18 protein-coding genes are annotated in these 17,369 nt (G+C 67.0%); 2 read left to right on the forward strand and 16 right to left on the reverse strand.

Annotated features, from left to right (window positions below):
* Positions 1 to 4: 4 nt before the first annotated feature.
* Positions 5 to 664 carry a hypothetical protein gene (locus DKG74_RS00275; RefSeq protein ID WP_109901465.1) on the reverse strand — a complete coding sequence of 220 codons (660 nt, stop codon included), beginning with the start codon at positions 662 to 664 and terminating at the stop codon, positions 5 to 7.
* Complete coding sequence (locus DKG74_RS00280; RefSeq protein WP_109902563.1) at positions 661 to 1,509, reverse strand: alpha/beta fold hydrolase; 849 nt, start codon at positions 1,507 to 1,509, stop codon at positions 661 to 663. Before DKG74_RS00280 ends, DKG74_RS00275 begins: the two co-directional genes overlap by 4 nt.
* Positions 1,510 to 1,613: 104 nt before the next feature.
* Between DKG74_RS00280 and DKG74_RS00285 the strand changes: the two genes are divergently transcribed.
* Positions 1,614 to 2,237 (forward strand): TetR/AcrR family transcriptional regulator, encoded by a 624-nt coding sequence (locus tag DKG74_RS00285; protein ID WP_109901467.1) that lies wholly within the window; start codon positions 1,614 to 1,616, stop codon positions 2,235 to 2,237.
* Between the two features lie 12 nt (positions 2,238 to 2,249).
* Here the strand turns inward: DKG74_RS00285 and DKG74_RS00290 are convergent, their stop codons facing one another.
* From DKG74_RS00290 to DKG74_RS00355, 14 genes are all read right to left on the reverse strand, one after another.
* Positions 2,250 to 2,516, reverse strand: a complete 267-nt coding sequence (locus tag DKG74_RS00290; protein WP_109901469.1) for a DUF3325 family protein — start codon at positions 2,514 to 2,516, stop codon at positions 2,250 to 2,252.
* Positions 2,513 to 4,069, reverse strand: coding sequence for a PepSY-associated TM helix domain-containing protein (locus DKG74_RS00295; RefSeq protein WP_109901471.1), 1,557 nt, complete (start codon positions 4,067 to 4,069; stop codon positions 2,513 to 2,515). The genes DKG74_RS00290 and DKG74_RS00295 overlap by 4 nt, the downstream gene beginning before the upstream one ends.
* A gap of 8 nt (positions 4,070 to 4,077) precedes the next feature.
* Entirely contained in the window at positions 4,078 to 4,338 is a 261-nt protein-coding gene (locus tag DKG74_RS00300) for an iron transporter (protein ID WP_165837457.1), read from the reverse strand.
* A complete protein-coding gene (locus DKG74_RS00305; RefSeq protein ID WP_109901473.1) occupies positions 4,338 to 6,746 on the reverse strand; it encodes a TonB-dependent siderophore receptor in 2,409 nt (802 codons plus the stop codon). The genes DKG74_RS00300 and DKG74_RS00305 overlap by 1 nt, the downstream gene beginning before the upstream one ends.
* 106 nt (positions 6,747 to 6,852) lie before the next feature.
* On the reverse strand, positions 6,853 to 7,809 hold the full coding sequence (locus DKG74_RS00310; RefSeq protein WP_109901475.1) for a FecR family protein: 957 nt from the start codon (positions 7,807 to 7,809) through the stop codon (positions 6,853 to 6,855).
* 65 nt (positions 7,810 to 7,874) lie between these two features.
* Positions 7,875 to 8,390 carry an RNA polymerase sigma factor gene (locus DKG74_RS00315; RefSeq protein ID WP_109901477.1) on the reverse strand — a complete coding sequence of 172 codons (516 nt, stop codon included), beginning with the start codon at positions 8,388 to 8,390 and terminating at the stop codon, positions 7,875 to 7,877.
* A 90-nt stretch (positions 8,391 to 8,480) separates the two neighbouring features.
* Entirely contained in the window at positions 8,481 to 9,809 is a 1,329-nt protein-coding gene (locus DKG74_RS00320; protein WP_109901479.1) for an aspartate aminotransferase family protein, read from the reverse strand.
* Positions 9,810 to 9,821: 12 nt separating this feature from the next.
* On the reverse strand, positions 9,822 to 10,805 hold the full coding sequence (locus tag DKG74_RS00325) for a phosphotransferase enzyme family protein (RefSeq protein ID WP_243403981.1): 984 nt from the start codon (positions 10,803 to 10,805) through the stop codon (positions 9,822 to 9,824).
* A gap of 19 nt (positions 10,806 to 10,824) precedes the next feature.
* Positions 10,825 to 11,535, reverse strand: a complete 711-nt coding sequence (locus DKG74_RS00330; RefSeq protein ID WP_109901481.1) for a cysteine hydrolase family protein — start codon at positions 11,533 to 11,535, stop codon at positions 10,825 to 10,827.
* Positions 11,536 to 11,563: 28 nt separating this feature from the next.
* The gene (locus tag DKG74_RS00335; RefSeq protein WP_109901483.1) at positions 11,564 to 12,358 is read right to left on the reverse strand and encodes a DeoR/GlpR family DNA-binding transcription regulator; all 795 of its coding nucleotides are present in this window, start codon (positions 12,356 to 12,358) and stop codon (positions 11,564 to 11,566) included.
* 30 nt (positions 12,359 to 12,388) lie between these two features.
* Positions 12,389 to 13,189 carry an ABC transporter permease gene (locus DKG74_RS00340; protein ID WP_165837458.1) on the reverse strand — a complete coding sequence of 267 codons (801 nt, stop codon included), beginning with the start codon at positions 13,187 to 13,189 and terminating at the stop codon, positions 12,389 to 12,391.
* A 1-nt stretch (position 13,190) separates the two neighbouring features.
* The gene (locus tag DKG74_RS00345; protein WP_207779183.1) at positions 13,191 to 14,084 is read right to left on the reverse strand and encodes an ABC transporter permease; all 894 of its coding nucleotides are present in this window, start codon (positions 14,082 to 14,084) and stop codon (positions 13,191 to 13,193) included.
* On the reverse strand, positions 14,053 to 15,135 hold the full coding sequence (locus tag DKG74_RS00350; RefSeq protein WP_109901485.1) for an ABC transporter ATP-binding protein: 1,083 nt from the start codon (positions 15,133 to 15,135) through the stop codon (positions 14,053 to 14,055). Before DKG74_RS00350 ends, DKG74_RS00345 begins: the two co-directional genes overlap by 32 nt.
* Before the next feature lie 62 nt (positions 15,136 to 15,197).
* Positions 15,198 to 16,343 carry an ABC transporter substrate-binding protein gene (locus DKG74_RS00355; protein WP_109901487.1) on the reverse strand — a complete coding sequence of 382 codons (1,146 nt, stop codon included), beginning with the start codon at positions 16,341 to 16,343 and terminating at the stop codon, positions 15,198 to 15,200.
* A 163-nt stretch (positions 16,344 to 16,506) separates the two neighbouring features.
* Between DKG74_RS00355 and fabG the strand changes: the two genes are divergently transcribed.
* Complete coding sequence (gene fabG / locus DKG74_RS00360; RefSeq protein ID WP_109901489.1) at positions 16,507 to 17,280, forward strand: 3-oxoacyl-ACP reductase FabG; 774 nt, start codon at positions 16,507 to 16,509, stop codon at positions 17,278 to 17,280.
* Positions 17,281 to 17,369 lie beyond the last annotated feature (89 nt).

Genomic DNA, 17,369 nt, shown 5'->3' on the forward strand with positions numbered 1-17,369 from the left:
TTGTTCAGACGGTTCGGGCCCGGCGGGCGGCGCGCCACCAGCCGATGGCGAGGAACAGCAGGACGGCGAGGGTCACGCTCGCCGGCACGAGGCCGGGCAGGACGATTTCGGCCCGCACCGGCACCAGGGCGAGATGCAGCGCCTGCATCTTGTAGGGCATCACCGCCCGATAGTCGGGGCGCGACAGAAGGTCGAGGAAGGCGCGGCGGCTGGGGTAGCGCATCAGGATGACGCGGCTCCAGCCGTCTTCCGCCGGATCGGCGCCGGCGACGTTGCGGCCCGCGACCTCGCCCGCGAACAGGGGCTGCGCGCCGCCTTCGAGCGCCATCGGGATGACCGCGGCCTCGTAGAGGGCGTTGGCCTCCCTCGGCGTGCCGGCATAGGTTTCGGGAATGCCCGGCGCCGGGCGCAGCGCCTCGAAATAGCGCATCAGGTTCAGCATGTAGACCGGGCGGCCGTCGTCCGCTTCGGCGAAGCGGCGGACGCCGGCCAGCAATTCGGCCTTGTCCTGGGGCGGCAGGGGCAGGTCGGCGTCGAAACCGGCGACGTAACGCTCGACCTCCGCCGGCGTCAGGGCTTCGCCCGGCGCCTGCCAGCGCCAGATGCCGAAACAGGCCGCCGCCAGCACGAGGGCGAGCAGCAGGTGGAAACGAAGGTCTTTCACGTTGGAGTCCCTTGAAGGAAATCGCACAGCAGGGCGTTGACCCGCTCCGGCGCTTCGAGCTGGAGCCAGTGGCCGGCCCCCGCGATCTCGTGGTAGCGCCACGGCCCGTTCAGCCAGCGCGCGGTTCCCGTCATCTGCTCGCGGCACAGGGCGAAGTCGCCGTCGGACCACAGGCCCATGACGGGGATCGCCGTGCGCGGCCAGTCGCGCCGGAAGAACAGGGCGAAATTGGCGCGGTAGTAATTGATCGCCGCCGTCAGCCGGCCCGGGCGCGACAGGCGGGCGATCCAGTGATCGACCTCGCCCGGGGTGCGGGTCAGGGTGCGGAACAGCCACCAGTCGGCGGCACGCAGGCTCGCCTCGATCACCCCGCGCAGTTGCAGCAGCAGGATGTAATAGGCCATCAATTTCTGCTTCAGCGGCGCGCCGACATAGGACGCCGGATGACCGACCGAGAGGGCAGCATAACGCTCCACCCGCGCCGGATGTTCGAGCGCCAGCGCCCAGCCGATCAGCGCGCCCCAGTCGTGACCGACGAGCCGCACCTTGCCGATGCCGAGGTGATCGAGCAGCGCGACCAGATCGCCGACCAGCAGCGGGAGGCGGTAATCCGCCTCGCTTGGCGGCGCCTCCGACAGGCCGCAGCCGCGCAGGTCGGGCGCGATCACGCGAAAGCCCGCGCCCACCAGCGCCGGGACGGTCCGCCGCCAGACCTGATGATCGTCCGGAAAACCGTGCAGCAGGAGGACGGGTTCACCCTCGCCCTCGATGTGGACGTTCAGTTCGATCCCGTTCAGCCGCAGCCGATGATCGCAGGGGCAAGGGCAGGGCAATTCTCCCGCCATGGCCATTTTCCTCCGCTTGTCTTGTTCTTTGTTCGCACCATAAACATACCATTCGGTATGTCAATACTGTTGAGTATGTGAATGCAGGCGACTAGTCTGGCGCCATGATCGACGCCAAATCAGCCCGTCCGGCCCGCCTGACCCGCGAGGAAAGCAAGGAACGCACGCGGGAGACCCTGGTCGCGACGGCGAGCCAGCTGTTCCTGCGCGCCGGCTATCAGGGCGCCACCCTTGACGCCATCGCCGCCGAGGCGGGCTTCACCAAGGGCGCGGTCTATTGGCATTTCCGCAACAAGGAGGCGCTGTTCCTCGAATTGCTGCAGCGCCAGCTGCAGGGCCAGATTCGCGAGCTGGACGGCTTCCTTGCCCGGGCGAACCACGACCCCCGCGTGCTGGCGGTGGAGTTGCCGGCCTGGGTCGATGCCCTCGACGAGCAGGACATTCCCCTGCTGGCCCTCGAGCTGATGTTCGAGACGCGGCGCAACCCCGCCTTCGCCCAGAGTTTCACGGCGGTGATCGAGCGCCACCAGGCGGCGCTCACCTCGGCGCTGGCGGGTTATTTCGCGCTGACCGGCAAGACGCCGCCGATGCCGGTCGACGTGCTGGCGCGCACCATTGTCGCGATGACCTCGGGCCTCGCCCTCGCCCGCGAGGCGAGGGGCGACCGCAAGGTGGCGTCGAGCGGACAGATCATCCGCATCCTGCTGGACCTGCCGCCCGGCGGCTGATGCCGCCGCCCGTCAGCGCGCCCGCCGCAGCGCCAGCCCGAGCACGACCGCGAGGGCCGCCGCCGTGGCGAGGCCAATCCCCCCGACCAGACCCCGCCCGCCATCTTCGAGACTGATGGCGAAGGCGAGGGCGAGGCAGGCAAAGCCGACGAGACGAACGCCGGTCGAGACCTTTGGGCGCAGCCGGTGGCGGGTGATTTCCGCCCGGTGGCGGTCCATCGACAGCGCCAGCAGCAGGAAACCCGAGAGGCACAGGGCGAAGAGAAGGGCGCCGGTCATGACCGCGCCGCTCCCGACGACGGCAGCCGCCGTGATGTCCGCGCCGCCGCCTGCGGCCGGGCCGCGCGCCAGGCGGCGAAGGCGAAGCCCGCGCCGATCAGCGCCGTGGTCAGGTCGACGCCGATAAAGGCGCCGTCCCCGGCCGCGAGGCTGGCGGCGAAGCCCCGCGCGGTGGTCAGGGCATTGACGACGGGAACCGACAGGAAGGCGAGGGCGGCGAGGCCCAGTCCCTCCGCCCAGGCGCGCCGCGCCGGCCGGACCAGCGCGAGGAGGAGGGCGAGGGCCCAGGTGACGAACAGGGCGAGGATTTCTGCCTCGGCCCGGTCCGCCCCGCCGAGGGGCAGCAGCCGGTTCGCCAGCAGATAGGCGGCAATCCCCGCCGGCAGCCCGGTGATGGTGGCGATATTCAGCGCCTCGACCAGGCGAAAGCCGAAGGCCGGTGTTTCGCTCTTGCGCCGCCGCTTCGCCGTCCACAGCAGGAGGCCGGTCGCCACCATGGCGGTGCCGCCAAGGCCGGACAGGAAATAGAGCCAGCGCAGGCCCGTGTCGGCATAACGGCCGGCGTGAAGGCCGATCATCACCGCCAGCGTTTCGGCAGCCCCGCCGCCCGGCGTGCCGGCGTGAAGAATGGCCCCGGTGGTGCCGTCGAAGATCACGCGGCGCCGGGCCGCGGACAGGCCGCCATCGCCCCTCGTCGAAACCTCGACCACCGCCGAGGTATCGCCTGGATGTTCGACGAAGACATAGGCGGGCGCTTCCCCGTCCAGGAAGGGCAGCGCCCGCTCGATCAGCGGCGTCACCGGGACGAGGGGCGCCGGCCGGCCCTGGTGTTCGACAGGTGCGGGCGAATCCCAGGCTTCGCTGTAGAAGGTTTCGGGCTCGTCGTAACGCGCGTCGATCCCCCAGGGCATGTAGAGGAACATCAGGCTGGCGAGGCCGGTATAGGTGATCATCAGGTGAAACGGCAGCGCGAGGACCGAGGCCGCGTTATGGGCATCGAGCCAGCTGCGCTGGCCCTTGCCGAAGCGCAGCATGAAGAAATCGGCGAAGATCTTCTTGTGGGTGATGATGCCGCTGATGATGGCGACCAGCATGAACATGGCGCAGGCACCGACGATCCAGCGGGCCATGATGACCGGTAGGTAGCGCAGGTCGAAATGAAAGCGATAAAGGAAGTCGCCGCCCTCCGTCGCCCGAACGTCGGCGGCGGCGCCGGTGCCGTCGAGGGTGCGGTTGCCTTCATCGCCCTCGGTCTCGTCCGGGCTCGCCGGCATGGCTTGCCAATAGACATGGGTCGCGTTGTTGCGCCCGCCGGGCAGGCTGACGAACCAATAGTGGCCTTCGGGCATTTCCTGCTTCAGCAGGGCCTCGGCCGAGGCCATCGCCCGCAGGGGGTCGCTGGCATTCCCCAGTTCGGGGCGCATCCAGCGGCTGATCTCGCCGTTGAAATAGGCGGCGGTGCCGCTGCAGAAGACGATGAAGAGCACCCAGCCGGCGAGCAGGCCGGCCCAGGTGTGCAGAAAGGCCATGGATTGCCGGATCGAGGGGAACATGGCACCTCTCAGAGGATGGCGAGCAGGCCGGCGCCAGCCGCGGCGAGACCGATGCCGGCCCACAGCCGGCGCTGGCCGCGCGCGGCGAAGGCCCAGATGGCGACAGCGGCGAAAATGGCGAAACTGGCCATGGTCGCGGCCAGCACCGCCTGATCGGCGTCGAGCGGCAGATGCCGCGCCAGGGCGGCGGTCGCCAGGGCCGCCAGGGCATAACCGACCGGAAGAGCGGCCAGGGCGCGCAGTCCGATGTCGAGACCCCGGCCCGCCATCACCAATCCGCCCGCAGGGTCAGGGTCACATTGCGCGGCTCGCCGTAATAGCCCATCCAGCCGATGCTGGCATAATAGGTCTCGTCGAAGACATTGTTGACGTTCACCGCGGCCGAGAGATGGTCGTTGATCTGCCAGCGTCCCATCAGGTCCAGCAGGGCGTAGGATTCCTGCGTGTAGTGGAAATTGGTATTGGTCATGTCGCTCTGCCAGCGCAGGTTTCCACCCACGGTCAGGGGCGCGATATCCTCGGGCAGGCGATAGGTGGTGAAGAGCTTGAAGCTGTTCTCGGGCACGGTCGGGCGCAAGGGCTTGCCGTCCGGGCCTTCCACCCGCGTGTGGCTGAAACCGCCGCCGACTTGCCAGCCGGGCAGAATCGCGCCCGCCAGTTCGATCTCGACACCCCGGGACTGGGCGCCATCCACGGCTTCGTATGCCTGACCGCCGGACGGGGTCATGACACCCGCGAGGGCGCTCGCGAAATTGTCCTTGGTGATGTCGAAATAGGCGATGGTGCCGTAAAGCTGGCCATCGAAGAATTCCGCCTTCAGGCCGCCCTCGTAGGCGGTGCCGGTTTCGGGATCGAGATAGGAGCCGTTCTCCCGCTGATTGCTCTGGGGCAGGAAGATGCTGGTGTAGCTGCCATAGACCGACCAGGTCTCGTCGAGATCGAAGACGATCCCGGCATAGGGCGTGAAGACGCCGTTCTCGCGCAGTTCGCCCTGCTTCCAGTTGCTGGCGCGGGCGCCGACGATGATCGACAGATCGTCGGTCGGGCGCAGGCGGGTGGCGCCATAGGCGCCGAACTGTCGCTCGGCGTTCTCGAAAGTCCCGTCCGACGACGTGTCGAACAGGGCTGCCTCGCCATTCCAGGTGAAGTAATCCGGGATGGTGACGAAGCCGGCGCTCCACCAGTCCTTGAAGTTCGGCCCAACCTCTTGCGCCTGGAAACCGGCGATGCCCAGCATCAATTCGTGCTTCCGGCCCAGCAGTTCATAGGGGCCCGAAAGGTTCAGGGCATAGGTGTTCTGTTCGGGTTCTGAGGCCCAGCGCGAGGAATAGATGAACATGCCACTGCCGTCGTGCTGCAGCGAGCCGCCGACGCCATAGCCGATCAGACTGTCGTAGGAGCGGCTGACATGCTCGAGCCGGGCTTCCGCGGTCCAGTCGTTGTCGAAACGGTGTTCGATCGCGGTCTGGACCGACAGGCTGTCGTTCTTGTGATAGGCCCAGTCGGTCGCGGAACTGGTGGAGCGGGGCAGATTCGTCGGCGTGCCGTCGGCGTAGACCAGGGGGATGCCACCGCGCGAGGCGCTGTCGGCATTGTGCTCCTGATAGTCGACGCTGAGGCTGACGGTGGTGGCCGGCGTCAGGTCCGCCTCGACGATGCCGTAGAAGACCTGCTTGTCGGTGCTCAGGCGGGCGATGAATGACTCTTCGTCCTGATAGGCGGCGACGAATCGGGCGCGGATGGTGCCGGCCTCGTTCAGGGGGCCGGAGACATCGGCCTCCGCCCGGTAATGATCCCAGGAGCCGATCTCCGCCGTCGCATGGGCGGCGAATGTGTCGGTCGGGCGCTTGTGGATCAGGTTGATGGTGGCGGAAGGGTCGCCCTTGCCGGTCAGCAGGCCATTGGCGCCGCGCAGGATTTCCACCCGGTCGAAAGCCGCCATGTCCGAAATCGAATCGTCATAGCCATAGAGGGTGGAGCGGTTCAGCCCATCGACCTGATAGGCGGAGACCGGAAAGCCGCGCGCGTAGACCTCGTCCGCGTCGGTGCCGATGGCGCCGGCGCGCTGGAAGGTGATGCCGACAGTCTGGTCCAGCACGTCCTTGATTTCGTCGGTGCCCTGATCCTCGATCTTCTGGCGGGTGACGACGGTGATCGTTTGCGGCGTCTCGCGCGGCGAGAGGGAAAGTCCCGTGGCCGAGCGGCTGACGGACCCGGCGTAGGACCCGGTGCCTTCGGTCGAGCCGTTGCCCACGCGTCCTTCGACGACGACCGTATCGAGCGCCTCCGTCCCCGATGATTCGGGCAATTTCTCGATGGTCAGGGCATTCGCCCCGGTGTAACGCCAGGTCAGGCCGGTGCCTGCCAGTAGGCGGGACAGGGCTTCGTTGGCGCTCAGCTGGCCGGACACCGCCGGGGCCATGTGCTCGTATGCCGAACGTTCGGTATAGAGGACCTGAATGCCGGTCGTGGCGGAAAAGGCGGCGATGGCGCGCGGCAGGGCCTGGGCGGGGATGCTGAACGGATAGAGCCCGTCGGTCTGTCCGGCCGCCGCGCCCGCCGTTGTCTGTTCAGCCCGCGCCGTGGCCGCGCCCGTCAGCAGGGCCAGGATCGAAGCGGAAGCCAGCAGGCGCCGAAGGCGGGCGCCGGAGCCCTTCGCCATCATGGTCATCGTCATGCGTCTCTCGATTATGCTTTTGCTAGGCAGTTGCAATTGCAATTGAGACGCGGTCGACCGTGATGTCCCCCCAGTCCGTTCCGGTTTTTTTTGCGCTGGCGCCCGATCAGCGCAGGATGACGAGATAGGGCGTGATCCGACTGACCCGTACCGGCAGGGTATGGGCCATGATCTCCAGCACCTTGTCGGGGTCGGCCGTTCCGAACACGCCGCTGATCCGGAGGCTGGAAAGATCGCCATTCGCGATCACGATGCGGCCGGGGTGATAGCGGTTCAACTGATCCACCACCGACGACAGCGGCGCATCGAAAAACACCATCTGGCCCCGGCGCCAGGCCGAGACGGCGGTATCGTCGAAGCTCGTCGTCGCCTCGGCGCGGCCATCCTCGATCCTGGCCTGCTGGCCGGGGGCGAGCGTGACCTGTGTCGTCGCCGGGGCCGATGCCGGTCGCAGGCGCACTTGTCCTTCGTCCAGGCTGACGATAGTGGCGCCGTTCTCGATCAGGACGTCGAAGCGGGTTCCGGTCACTTCGATCCGTCCCTGCGGCGTCGTCACGACGAAGGGCCGCGCGGCGTCCTTGGCGATGTCGAACCAGGCTTCGCCCCGGAACAGGTGAAGCGCGCGCGTGTCGGCCGAAAGATCGAGGGCGAGGGCGGTATCCGTGTTCATCGCCACGTGGCTGCCATCGGCGAGGTCAAGCACGCGCTGCTCGCCGGTCGCCGTGACGAAATCGCTGCGCCAATCGTCCAGCCACGGCGCGCCCACCACGGCGACCAGGCAGAGCGACAGGGCAAGGCCGAGGCCGGCGGCGGCCGCGATGGCACCGCGCCGAGCGGGCCGGCGCGCGGGGATGCGGCGCTCCGCCGCGACGAGTTTTGCCGGCGCTTCCAGCAGGGCGAAGACCTCGCCCGCCTCGTCGAAAGCGGCGGCGTGACGGGGATCGGATTTGAGCCAGGCGGCGAAGGCCGCGCGCTGACTCTCCGATCCGCCGTCGTCGCGCAGGCGGATGTGCCAGCGGCTGGCGGCCTCGATCAGGCTGTCGGGCAGATCATTTCGATCCATCGGCCGCTCTCCGTCGTCGTCTGGCGCCTGACTGTGTGACGGAAGACGACGGTCGAATCCCCCGGTCATAATTCACGTCCCGCCGCGCGCAGCTTGCGGCGGCAATCGACCATGGCGCGGGCGATGTGCTTTTCCACGGTCTTCTCGGAAATGTCCAGGCGGGCGGCGATCTCGCGCATGCTCAGGCCGTCGGCGCGGTAGAGCAGGAAGACTTGCCGGCATTTTTCCGGCAGGTCGCGCACCGCGTCCGTCAGGATCGCCAATTCCTGACGGGCGGCGACGATCCGCTCGGCGCCGGGATCGGGACAGACGAGGTCTTCGGGCAGGCCGTCGAGGTCATGGGCGACGATCCGGCCGGCGTCCCGGGCGCGGTCAGCGATCAGATTGCCGGCCATGCGGTAGAGATAGGCGCGCGGATTGTCCGGCAGGGCGACGGCCGCCGTGGCGGCCTTGACCCAGGTTTCCTGCACGATATCGGCCGCGGTCTGGTGCGAGCCGGTCCGGCGCAGCACGAAGCGCTTCAACTCCTCGTAATAGGTCTCGGCCGCCTGGGCGAGGCTATGGAAGGATTTGTCGCGCATCGAAGGCTTGGGGGAATACCGGGTCCGGGGGCTGAATATCCCCCGGACCATACAAGAATGCGAATCAATCGCAAACTTCTTCCTGCGCCGTCAGCCCTGGGTGCCGATGCGGGTCAGGATGTCGACGAAACGGTCGGCGTCGTCCAGCGTCAAGCACAGGGGCGGGCGGATTTTCAGCGTGTGGCCATAGGGGCCGGCGGCGCCGATCAGCACGCCGTCGCGCTTCAGGGCGTTGATCACCCGGCTGGCGCCCGCGCCGTCCGGGGTTGCGCCGTCGTCCCGGTCGACGATGTCGAGGCCGAGGTAGAGGCCGGCGCCGCGCACCTCGCCGATGCCGGGCACCGTGCCGCGCAGGGCGGCGAGGCGCTGTTTCAGATGGCCGCCGACCTCGGCCGCATGGTCGATCAGCCCCTCGTCGCGCAGCACGGCGAGCACGGCGAGGCCGGCCGCCGCCGCCGCCGGGCTGGCGCCGAAGGTGTTGAAGTAACCGTATTCATCGCAGAGATGCCGCAGCAGGTCGGGCCGGGTGACGACCCCGGCGAGGGGATAGCCGTTGCCCATCGGCTTGCCCATGGTGACGACGTCCGGCGTCACGCCGTGGCGGGCAAAGCCCCACATGCCGCCGCCAGTGCGGCCGAAACCGGGCTGGACCTCGTCGGCGATGAAGAGGCCACCGGCGGCCTGGGCCGCCGCGACCGCGGGGGCGAGGAAGCCGGCCGGATCGGCGAAGACCCCGTCCGAGGAAAAGATCGTGTCGACCAGCAGGCCGGCGAAGCCGATGCCCTTGTGCTTCAGGTCGGCGATGGCGGCGGTGACGGCGGCGGCGAAACCACCCGCGATATCATCGCCGTATGCCGCTGTGCCCGGCGCCTCGACGATGCGGACATGGGGCGCCAGCCGGCCCGACACGGCGGAGGAGGGGGAGACATCGGTCACCGCCGTCGTATTGCCGTGATAGGCGGTGCGGGTGACGACGAAACCGTCGCCGCCGCTGGCCAGCCGCGCGAGGCGGAGGGCGAAATCATTGCTCTCCGATCCCGTGCAGGTGAAAACGATGTTGGACAGGCCGGCCGGGAAGGTGGCGAGCAGCTGTTCCGCGTAATCGTGGATATTGTCGTAGAGATAGCGGCTGTGGGTGTTGAACAGGCCGAGCTGGGCCGAGACCGCGGCCACGACGCGCGGGTGGCAATGGCCGACCGAGGGCACATTGTTGTAAAGGTCGAGATAGGACCGGCCGTCGGCGGTATGGATGTAACACCCCTCGGCCTTCACGACGTGCAGCGGCTGTTCGTAGAACAGGACCGAGCTGGCGCCGAAGGTCGCCTTGCGGCGGCGGACCAGATCCTCGACGTCGCGGTCGAGGCCGGCGCCGCCCTCGAAGGCGTTCAGGGCCAGGATGCGTTTCTTGGCGGCGGTCATGGACTGATCCTTTCAGCGGGCATCGGCGAGGAAGCGCCGGGCGAGGGCGACCGTGCCGGCGACATAGGGCTCGCCCATCGCTTGCGCGGTCGGCGTCTCGGCATGGGAGGCGACCCAGGCGGTGAGCTGGATGCGTCGCATCATGATGAAGGTGGGAATGATCGCCGCCTCGTCTTCCGTCAGGGGGCGCACCCCGCGATAGCCTTCCCTCCAGGCATCGAGCAGGGCGGGCAGGCGCGGATCGTCCTCGATGAAGCTGATCGCCGTCGCGAAATCGTAGAGATACCAGGACAGGCCGCAGTCGTCGAAGTCGATCAGGGTCAGGCGGTCGCTGTCGACGAGCAGATTGGCGAGGCGCAGGTCGGCATGGATCAGGCCATAGCGCGCCTCGCCCTTGCCATAGGCCGTGAGGCGTTCGCGGATCAGGTCGACCGCCTGCTGCACGATGGCGATGGTCTCCGGCGTCAGGCCCGGGCCTTTCCGCCAGTCGCCCCAGTGGGGCGTGTCGCCGATCGTCGTCTCGAAATCCCAGGTGAAGCGGGTGAAGCCCGGCGGCCGGGTCCAGCCGATCGAATGGGCGTGCAGCCGGGCATGGATCGCGCCCAGCTCGCGATACCAGGGCAGAAGGTCGCCATGCGGCGGCTCCATGCCGGGCACGAATTCGAAGGCGACGACATGGCGGGTGTGGCCGTCGTCGTCGATGTCGGCGATCAGCGTGCCGTCCTCTTTTGGAACGGGCGCCGGAATGGCGAGGTCGCCGGTCGCGCGCAGGGCCTCGATCCAGGCCAGTTCCGAGACGATCTCCTCCCGCGTGTGATAGTCGGGCCGGTGAACCCGGAACACCGTCCGGTCATGGGTGATCTTATGGGTGGCGAGGAAGGTGGCGTTTTCCGAGATGGTGAGCAGGCGCAGCTCGGTCTCGTCCCCCATACCCCAGAGCGGCAGGGCGCCGCGCAGGGCGTTTTCGAGACGGGCGAGGAATTCGGCTTGATACACGGGTGTTATCTCCGGTGTTTCAGCGGGGCAGCAGGGCGCGCAGTTCCTGCGTCGCCATGACGTTGCAATAGATCATGTTGACGATGCGCAGTTCCGCCTCGTGCAGTTCCATGGTCGCGGCCGCGCAGGCATCCTCGATCACGACGACGTCGAAACTCTCGTCCGCGAGGCTGCGCACGGTCGAGGCGACGCATTGATCGGTGAAGATGCCGGCACAAATGACCGTGCGGATGCCGAGATTATGCAGAATGAGGCGCAGGTTGGTGCCGGTCAGGGCGCTGTCGGTCGTCTTCGTCACCGTGATTTCGTCGCCCCGGGGCGCGAGTTCCGGCACGATCTGCGACGGCCATTCATCCTTGGGCAGCAGCAGGTTGTTGAAGCCCGGCTTCTTCTGGCTCAGCGAGCGGTCGCGGCCGTCCCGGGTCTGGCAGGCGATGCGGGCGAACAGGCATTCGATGCCGCGCGACCGGCATTCCGCCAGCAGGGCGGCGATGTTGGGGATGACGGTGCCATTCATCCGGGCATGGAACGGCGTCCAGGCGTCATAATCGGCGAGAGTGGCCGGATCGCTCAGGGTGGCGCGGTCGGGGCGGGCCAGATAGGTGTTCTGCACGTCGATGACGAGCAGCGCCGTCGTCGCCGGGTTCAGGTCCGGATCGTCCGGCTCCGGCGCCGACGCGTAATAGAAGGAGCGGTTGCGCCGCTTCCAGTCCGTGACATCCCCGTTCATGCCCGCCTCTCCCTGCCGGCGGGGTCGTTCAGTTGCCGCCCGCCACCTTGACTTCGACCCTGCCCCGATCCAGCGCCCGGGCCAGCGGCCCCGTCGGCGCACGGTCGGTGATCAGGTGACCGATCTCGCCCCAGCGCCCCCAGATGGCGAGGGCGTGCTGCTCGAACTTGCCGTGATCGGCGACGATCACCGTGCCCGCCGCCCGCCGCATCATGGTCTTGTAGACCGAGGCCGCCAGCGGCTCCGCCTCCGAGACCCCCTCGGCCGTGATGCCCGAGGCGCCGAGGATCGCCCAGTTGGCCGAATAGCCCTCCAGGAACTCGTTGGTCTCCGGCCCGCCCATGTTGCCTTCCCTTCCGTTGTAGCGGCCGGGCGCCATCAGCACCGTGATGGTCGGATTGGCCGACAGCACGGTCGCCACGCCAAAGGCATGGGTGATCACGGTCAGATCGCGGCAGACGGCGGCGATCCGCCGTGCGGCATGGGTCGTGGTCGCCCCGCCGCCGATCAGCAGCACGTCGTTCGGCCGGATCAATTGCGCCGCCAGCTTGGCGATGGCTTCCCGTTCCGGCACCATCATGCGGTGCCGCTCGGCGACCGTCGGCTCGCTGCCCAGCGGCCGCGCCGCGCCGCCATAGGTGCGGTTGATCAGGCCCTTCTCGCCCAATTCGAACAGGTCGCGCCGGATCGTCTCGGTCGAGACGTCGAGGGCTTCCGCCAGCTCCGACACCCGCAAGCTCGACGAGGCCATCAGCTCCTTCACGATATGCTCGTGACGGGCGCGCTTGCCCAGCCGCCGGGCCGGGTTTTCCTTTTCCGTCATGCCCTTTCCCGTTCTCCCTCGCGCGCATGGTCATTGCGCCTGCCGCCGCCGATAGAGGTAAAGGACGATGCCGCCGAGGCCAAGGGCGAGGGCGGCGCCCAGCGTGCTCATGGTGCCGAGCGCGGGCACCATCGGCGTATAGCCGGCGACCATCTTGGCGTAGAGCCACTTGGGGATCGTCGAATCCGCGCCCGCGGTATAGAGCGACAGCGGAAAATTGCCCCAGGACAGCAGGAAGGCGAAGAGCATCCCCGACCAGACGCCTGGCCACAGCAGGGGCAGGGTCACCTCGCGGAAGACCTGCCAGCGGCTGCAGCCAAGGTCATAGGCCGCTTCCTCCAGCGTCGGATCGAAGCCATAGACCTGGATCGAGATGACGAGGGTGACGACCGGCACGATCCAGACGAGATGGGCGAAGACCGCGGTAAGCCAGCTGGTCTGGATGCCGAGGGCCGAGAACCACAGGAGGAGGGCGAGGCCCAGCACCGGTTGCGGAAAGAAGATCGGCAGCAGCACGATCTTCTGGAACAGCCGGCGTCCCTTCCAGTCGTAGCGGGCGAAGGCGAGGGCGCCGAAGAAGGCGATGACGACCGACAGCAGGGTGACCGTGATCGCGACCGCGAAGGAAGTGCGGGTCAACATGCCGATCTCGATGGAATCGACGGTCTTGCCCCACCATTCCATCGAGTATTCACGCACCGGAAAGCCGAAGTAGCGCCCCTTCGACAGGCTGGCCAGGGCGCCGCAGACGATGGGCAGATAGATCGCGACGAGGACGAGGATCGTCCACAGGGTGACGAAGGCGCGGGTGCGGCGGGCGTTGATATCCATTTCAGCGCCTCCCCAGCAGACGGTCGAGGTCGAGCTTGCCGAAGACCGCGAGGGTGAGCACGCCGATGAACAGCGTGATCACGACGGCAAGGGCGGAGCCGAGCGGCCAGTTCTGCGAATAGGTGAAGGCGATCTCGATATCATGGGCGATGACGATGACCGATTGACCGCCCAGGATCTTGGCCTCGGCGACCGCACCGATGCCAAGGACGAAGGTCAGCAGCATCCCGATCAATATGCCCGGCATGGCGAGGGGCAATTCCACCTCGCGCCAGATCTGCAGGCGCGAGGCGCCGAGATCGCGCGCCGCGTCGATCAGGTCTTTCGGCACCATGGCAAGGCCGAGGGTCATCGGGAACAGCATGAAGGGCAGATAGGTATAGACCATGCCGGCGAGGATCATGCCCGGGGTGAACAGGATGTCCGGCCCGCCGTCGAAACCCACGGCCTTCAGGCTGCCGTCGAGCACGCCGTTCTTGATGAAGAACAGCACCCAGCCATAGAGCCGGACATTCTCCGAGACGAAGAGCGGGAAGACGAAGAGGATCGAGACGAGGGACGACCAGCGCCCGAACAGCCGGTCCATGCCATAGGCGATGGGATAGGCGAAGACGGCCAGCAGGGCGACGGTCGCAATGGCGAAGAGGCCCGACCACAGGAAGGACAGCCAGACCGTGTTGCTGGTGTCGAAAATGCCGGCGTAATTCTCGAGCGTGAAGGACGAGAAGACATCGAAGCTGCGCGGCGTCGCGAAAGAATAGGCGATGATCGCAACCAGCGGCGCGACGAATCCCGCCGTCAGCAGCAGGGCGACGGGCAGGGCGGCTCTGGTGCCGGCGGCGGGCAGGCGCAGGGCTATGGCCTCAGCTCCCCACCACGATGGCGTCGCGCGCATCGAAGCCGAGGCGGACGCGGGCATCCCGCGCGGCATTGGCCAGCCGGCCGCGCGGCACCTCGACCAGCATCACCTTGGCCCCGACATGAACTTGATACTGCAGGCGGGAGCCGAGGGAATATTCGTTGTAGACCGTGCCTTCGAGGCAATTGTCCGCCGTCTCGCCCTCGTCCAGCAGGCGCATGAATTCCGGGCGGACGACGACGAAGGCGCGCGCGGCATCCTCGTCCTTGGGCGGGCGGATCGTATAGGTGCCGGGCAGGTCCACGCCCTGCCAGGTGCCGGCGGCGGATTTCGCCACCTCGATCACATTCACCTCGCCGACGAATTCGGAAACGAAACGGTCGGCCGGGGTCGCGTAGATTTCCTCGGGCGTGCCGACCTGCACGATCTTGCCGGCGCGCATGACGCCAATCCGGTCGGACATCACCATGGCTTCCTCGAGGCTGTGGGTGATGTAGATGAAGGTCTTGCCCGTCTCGCGGTGCAGGTCCTTCAGCTCCTTCTCCAGAATCTTCTTCAGCTTGTAGTCGATGGCCGACAGCGGCTCGTCGAAGAACAGGACTTCCGGGTCATAGGCGAGAGCACGGGCCAGCGCCACGCGCTGGCGCTCGCCGCCCGAACATTTCATCACGTTCTTGCCGTGATAATCGGCGGGCAGGCGGACCACGCGCATGAGTTCCAGCGCGCGGGCCTTCCGCGTTTCCTTGTCGACGCCGCGAACCTTCAGCGGGAATTCGATGTTGTCGCCCACGGTCTTGTGCGGAAACAGCGCGAGGGACTGGAAGACGAGGCAGGTCGGCCGCTTGTTGGGCGGCACGTCGTTGATCAGCTCGCCATGCAGGGTGATGTTGCCTTCGCTCGGCACATCCATGCCGGCCAGCATCCGCAGCAATGTGGTCTTGCCCGAGCCGGACGGCCCGACGATGGTCAGGAATTCGCCCTGCCGGACGTCGAGGTCGATGCGGTCGACGGCGACGAAATCGCCGAAGGTCTTGCGGACCCCGACCAGTTGCAGGATGGGCTTAGGTTTCTTCACGTCGATCGACATGACCCCTCACGCATTACAGAAATAGTGGCGCCGCCCCGCGCGGGCGGGGCGGCGCGGACCGGTCAGCCGCGCACGCGCTTGGCCGCGTTCATGATGTCGAGCGCCTTGTCGTAATCGGGCACGATGTCATATTCGATCGAGCGGGCCATTTCCTCCTCGAGGCTGTCCCACTGAATCGCTTCCAGCTCTTCCTTGGTGAAGAGCTTGTAACAATCCGGATTGCCCATCTGGGCGACCGGGTTGTAGGTGCCCTCGGCGAAGGCGACGGTATGCGCGACCGCCGGATCCTGGACATACTCGAGGAATTCGAGGGCGAGGGGCGAGGGCGTCGGGTTGTTGACGAGGGAGGTCACCTCGATCCACGAGATGCCGCCCTTGCCGCCGGGCATCGGCCCCTTCAGCGGCGTGATGCCGCGCAGCTGCGGATAGCCGTCGGCGCGGGCGGGCGAGACCGAATAGGTGCCGCCGGTCAGATGCAGGTCGATCTCGCCCGAGACGAGCGCCTGGTTCATGGTCGCGATGTCGCCGATCATCTTGGCGCCCTTGAACACCTTCTTCGCCGTTTCGGAGAAGGTCGCGAGTTCGGCGTCGCTATGGACCTTGAACGGGTCGATGCCGGCGATCACGAAGATACCGAAGACATTCCAGTCGTCGGATTCGAGGATGCCGTATTTCCCGGCGAGGGCGGGATCGTTGAACAGGTCCCAGCCGGTGTCTTCCGCCGTCTTGCGGCTGACCTTGTCGGTGTTGACGACGAAGGAATAGGGCCCGAAACGCTGACAGCTGCCGAGCAGATCGGTGCCGGTGTCGTCCATCGCCCACTTATAGGGCGGCTTGAACATCGGCAGCATCTTGTCGAAATAGGGCTCGAAGGTCGCGCGGGGCAGGGCCTTGATCAGCTTCTCGGGCCACATCACCTTGCGCGCCCAGGGATTGTTCACATTGATCAGGTCCCAGGTCGAAATCTCGCCAGCGCGCAGGCGGTTGATCATGGTCGGGTCGTTGGTCAGGCTTTCCGCCTTCACCGTGGCCGATTTCGCCGCGCGGAACGGGTCGAGCACCTGGGCCGAGTTGTAGCCTTCCCAGCACAGGATGTTCAGCTCCTTGTCGCGGGCTGCGAAGGCCGAACGGGATGTCATCATCGGGCCGCCGGCAGCCAGCGCCCCGGCCGCCATGCCCTTCAGAACCGACCGCCTCGAGAGATTCATGACCGTGCCCTTTCGCTGGATTGGTGCAGCGGATTCCCCGCAAGTTGTGTCACAAATGTTGAACTTGTGACCGACTGTGTTGGAGCTTGGGGGTGTTCTGCGGGCTTTACAACATTTTTTTTGCAGTGCACCCTCGGGAAATCGACAAGGATCGGAGACAGTCATGTTCGAATCTCTCGCCGGCAGCACGGTCATCGTCACCGGGGGCAGCAAGGGCATCGGCAAGGGCATCGCGAAGCGTTTCGGCAAGGCCGGCTTCAATGTTCTCGTCGTCTCCCGCCATCTCGAGGAGGCGGAAAAGACCGCGGCGGAGATCGGCGCCAATGCCTCTGCCTATGCCGCCGACGTCTCCGACCTCGATGCCTGCAAGGCCATGGCGGATGTCGCGCTGGCGCGTTACGGCAGCATCGACGTGCTCTGCGCCAATGCCGGCATCTTCCCCTCGGCCAAGCTGGGGGCGATGACCATGGCCGATTTCGACCATGTGATGGCGACCAACCTGCGCTCCACCTTCGCCAGTGTCTCGGCCGTGCTGCCAGCGATGAAGGCGAAGAGCTGGGGCCGCATCGTCGTCACCTCCTCGATCACCGGGCCGATCACCGGCTATCCCGGCTGGTCGCATTACGGCGCGTCCAAGGCGGGCCAGCTCGGTTTCATCCGCACGGCGGCGATCGAACTCGCGCCCTTCGGCATCACCATCAACGCGGTCATGCCCGGCAACATCCGGACCGAAGGGCTGGACGGCCTCGGCGCCGACTATCTGGCCAAGATGGAAGGCTCGATCCCGATGAAGCGCCTCGGCTCGGTCGACGACATCGCCAACGCGGCGCTGTTCTTCGCCTCCAAGGAAGCGGCCTATGTCACCGGTCAGAACATCGTCGTCGACGGCGGCCAGGTTCTGCCCGAATCCCTGATGGCCCTCGAAGAGATCGGCTGATCCCGTACCTGCAGCCGCAGCGCCCTTCAGGCGGCGGGGGGAGGGGGACATTGCGTGCCCCCCAAACGAAAACAGGCCCCGTCCTTTCG

Source organism: Zavarzinia aquatilis (assembly GCF_003173035.1).
Classification (GTDB): Bacteria; Pseudomonadota; Alphaproteobacteria; order Zavarziniales; family Zavarziniaceae; genus Zavarzinia; species Zavarzinia aquatilis.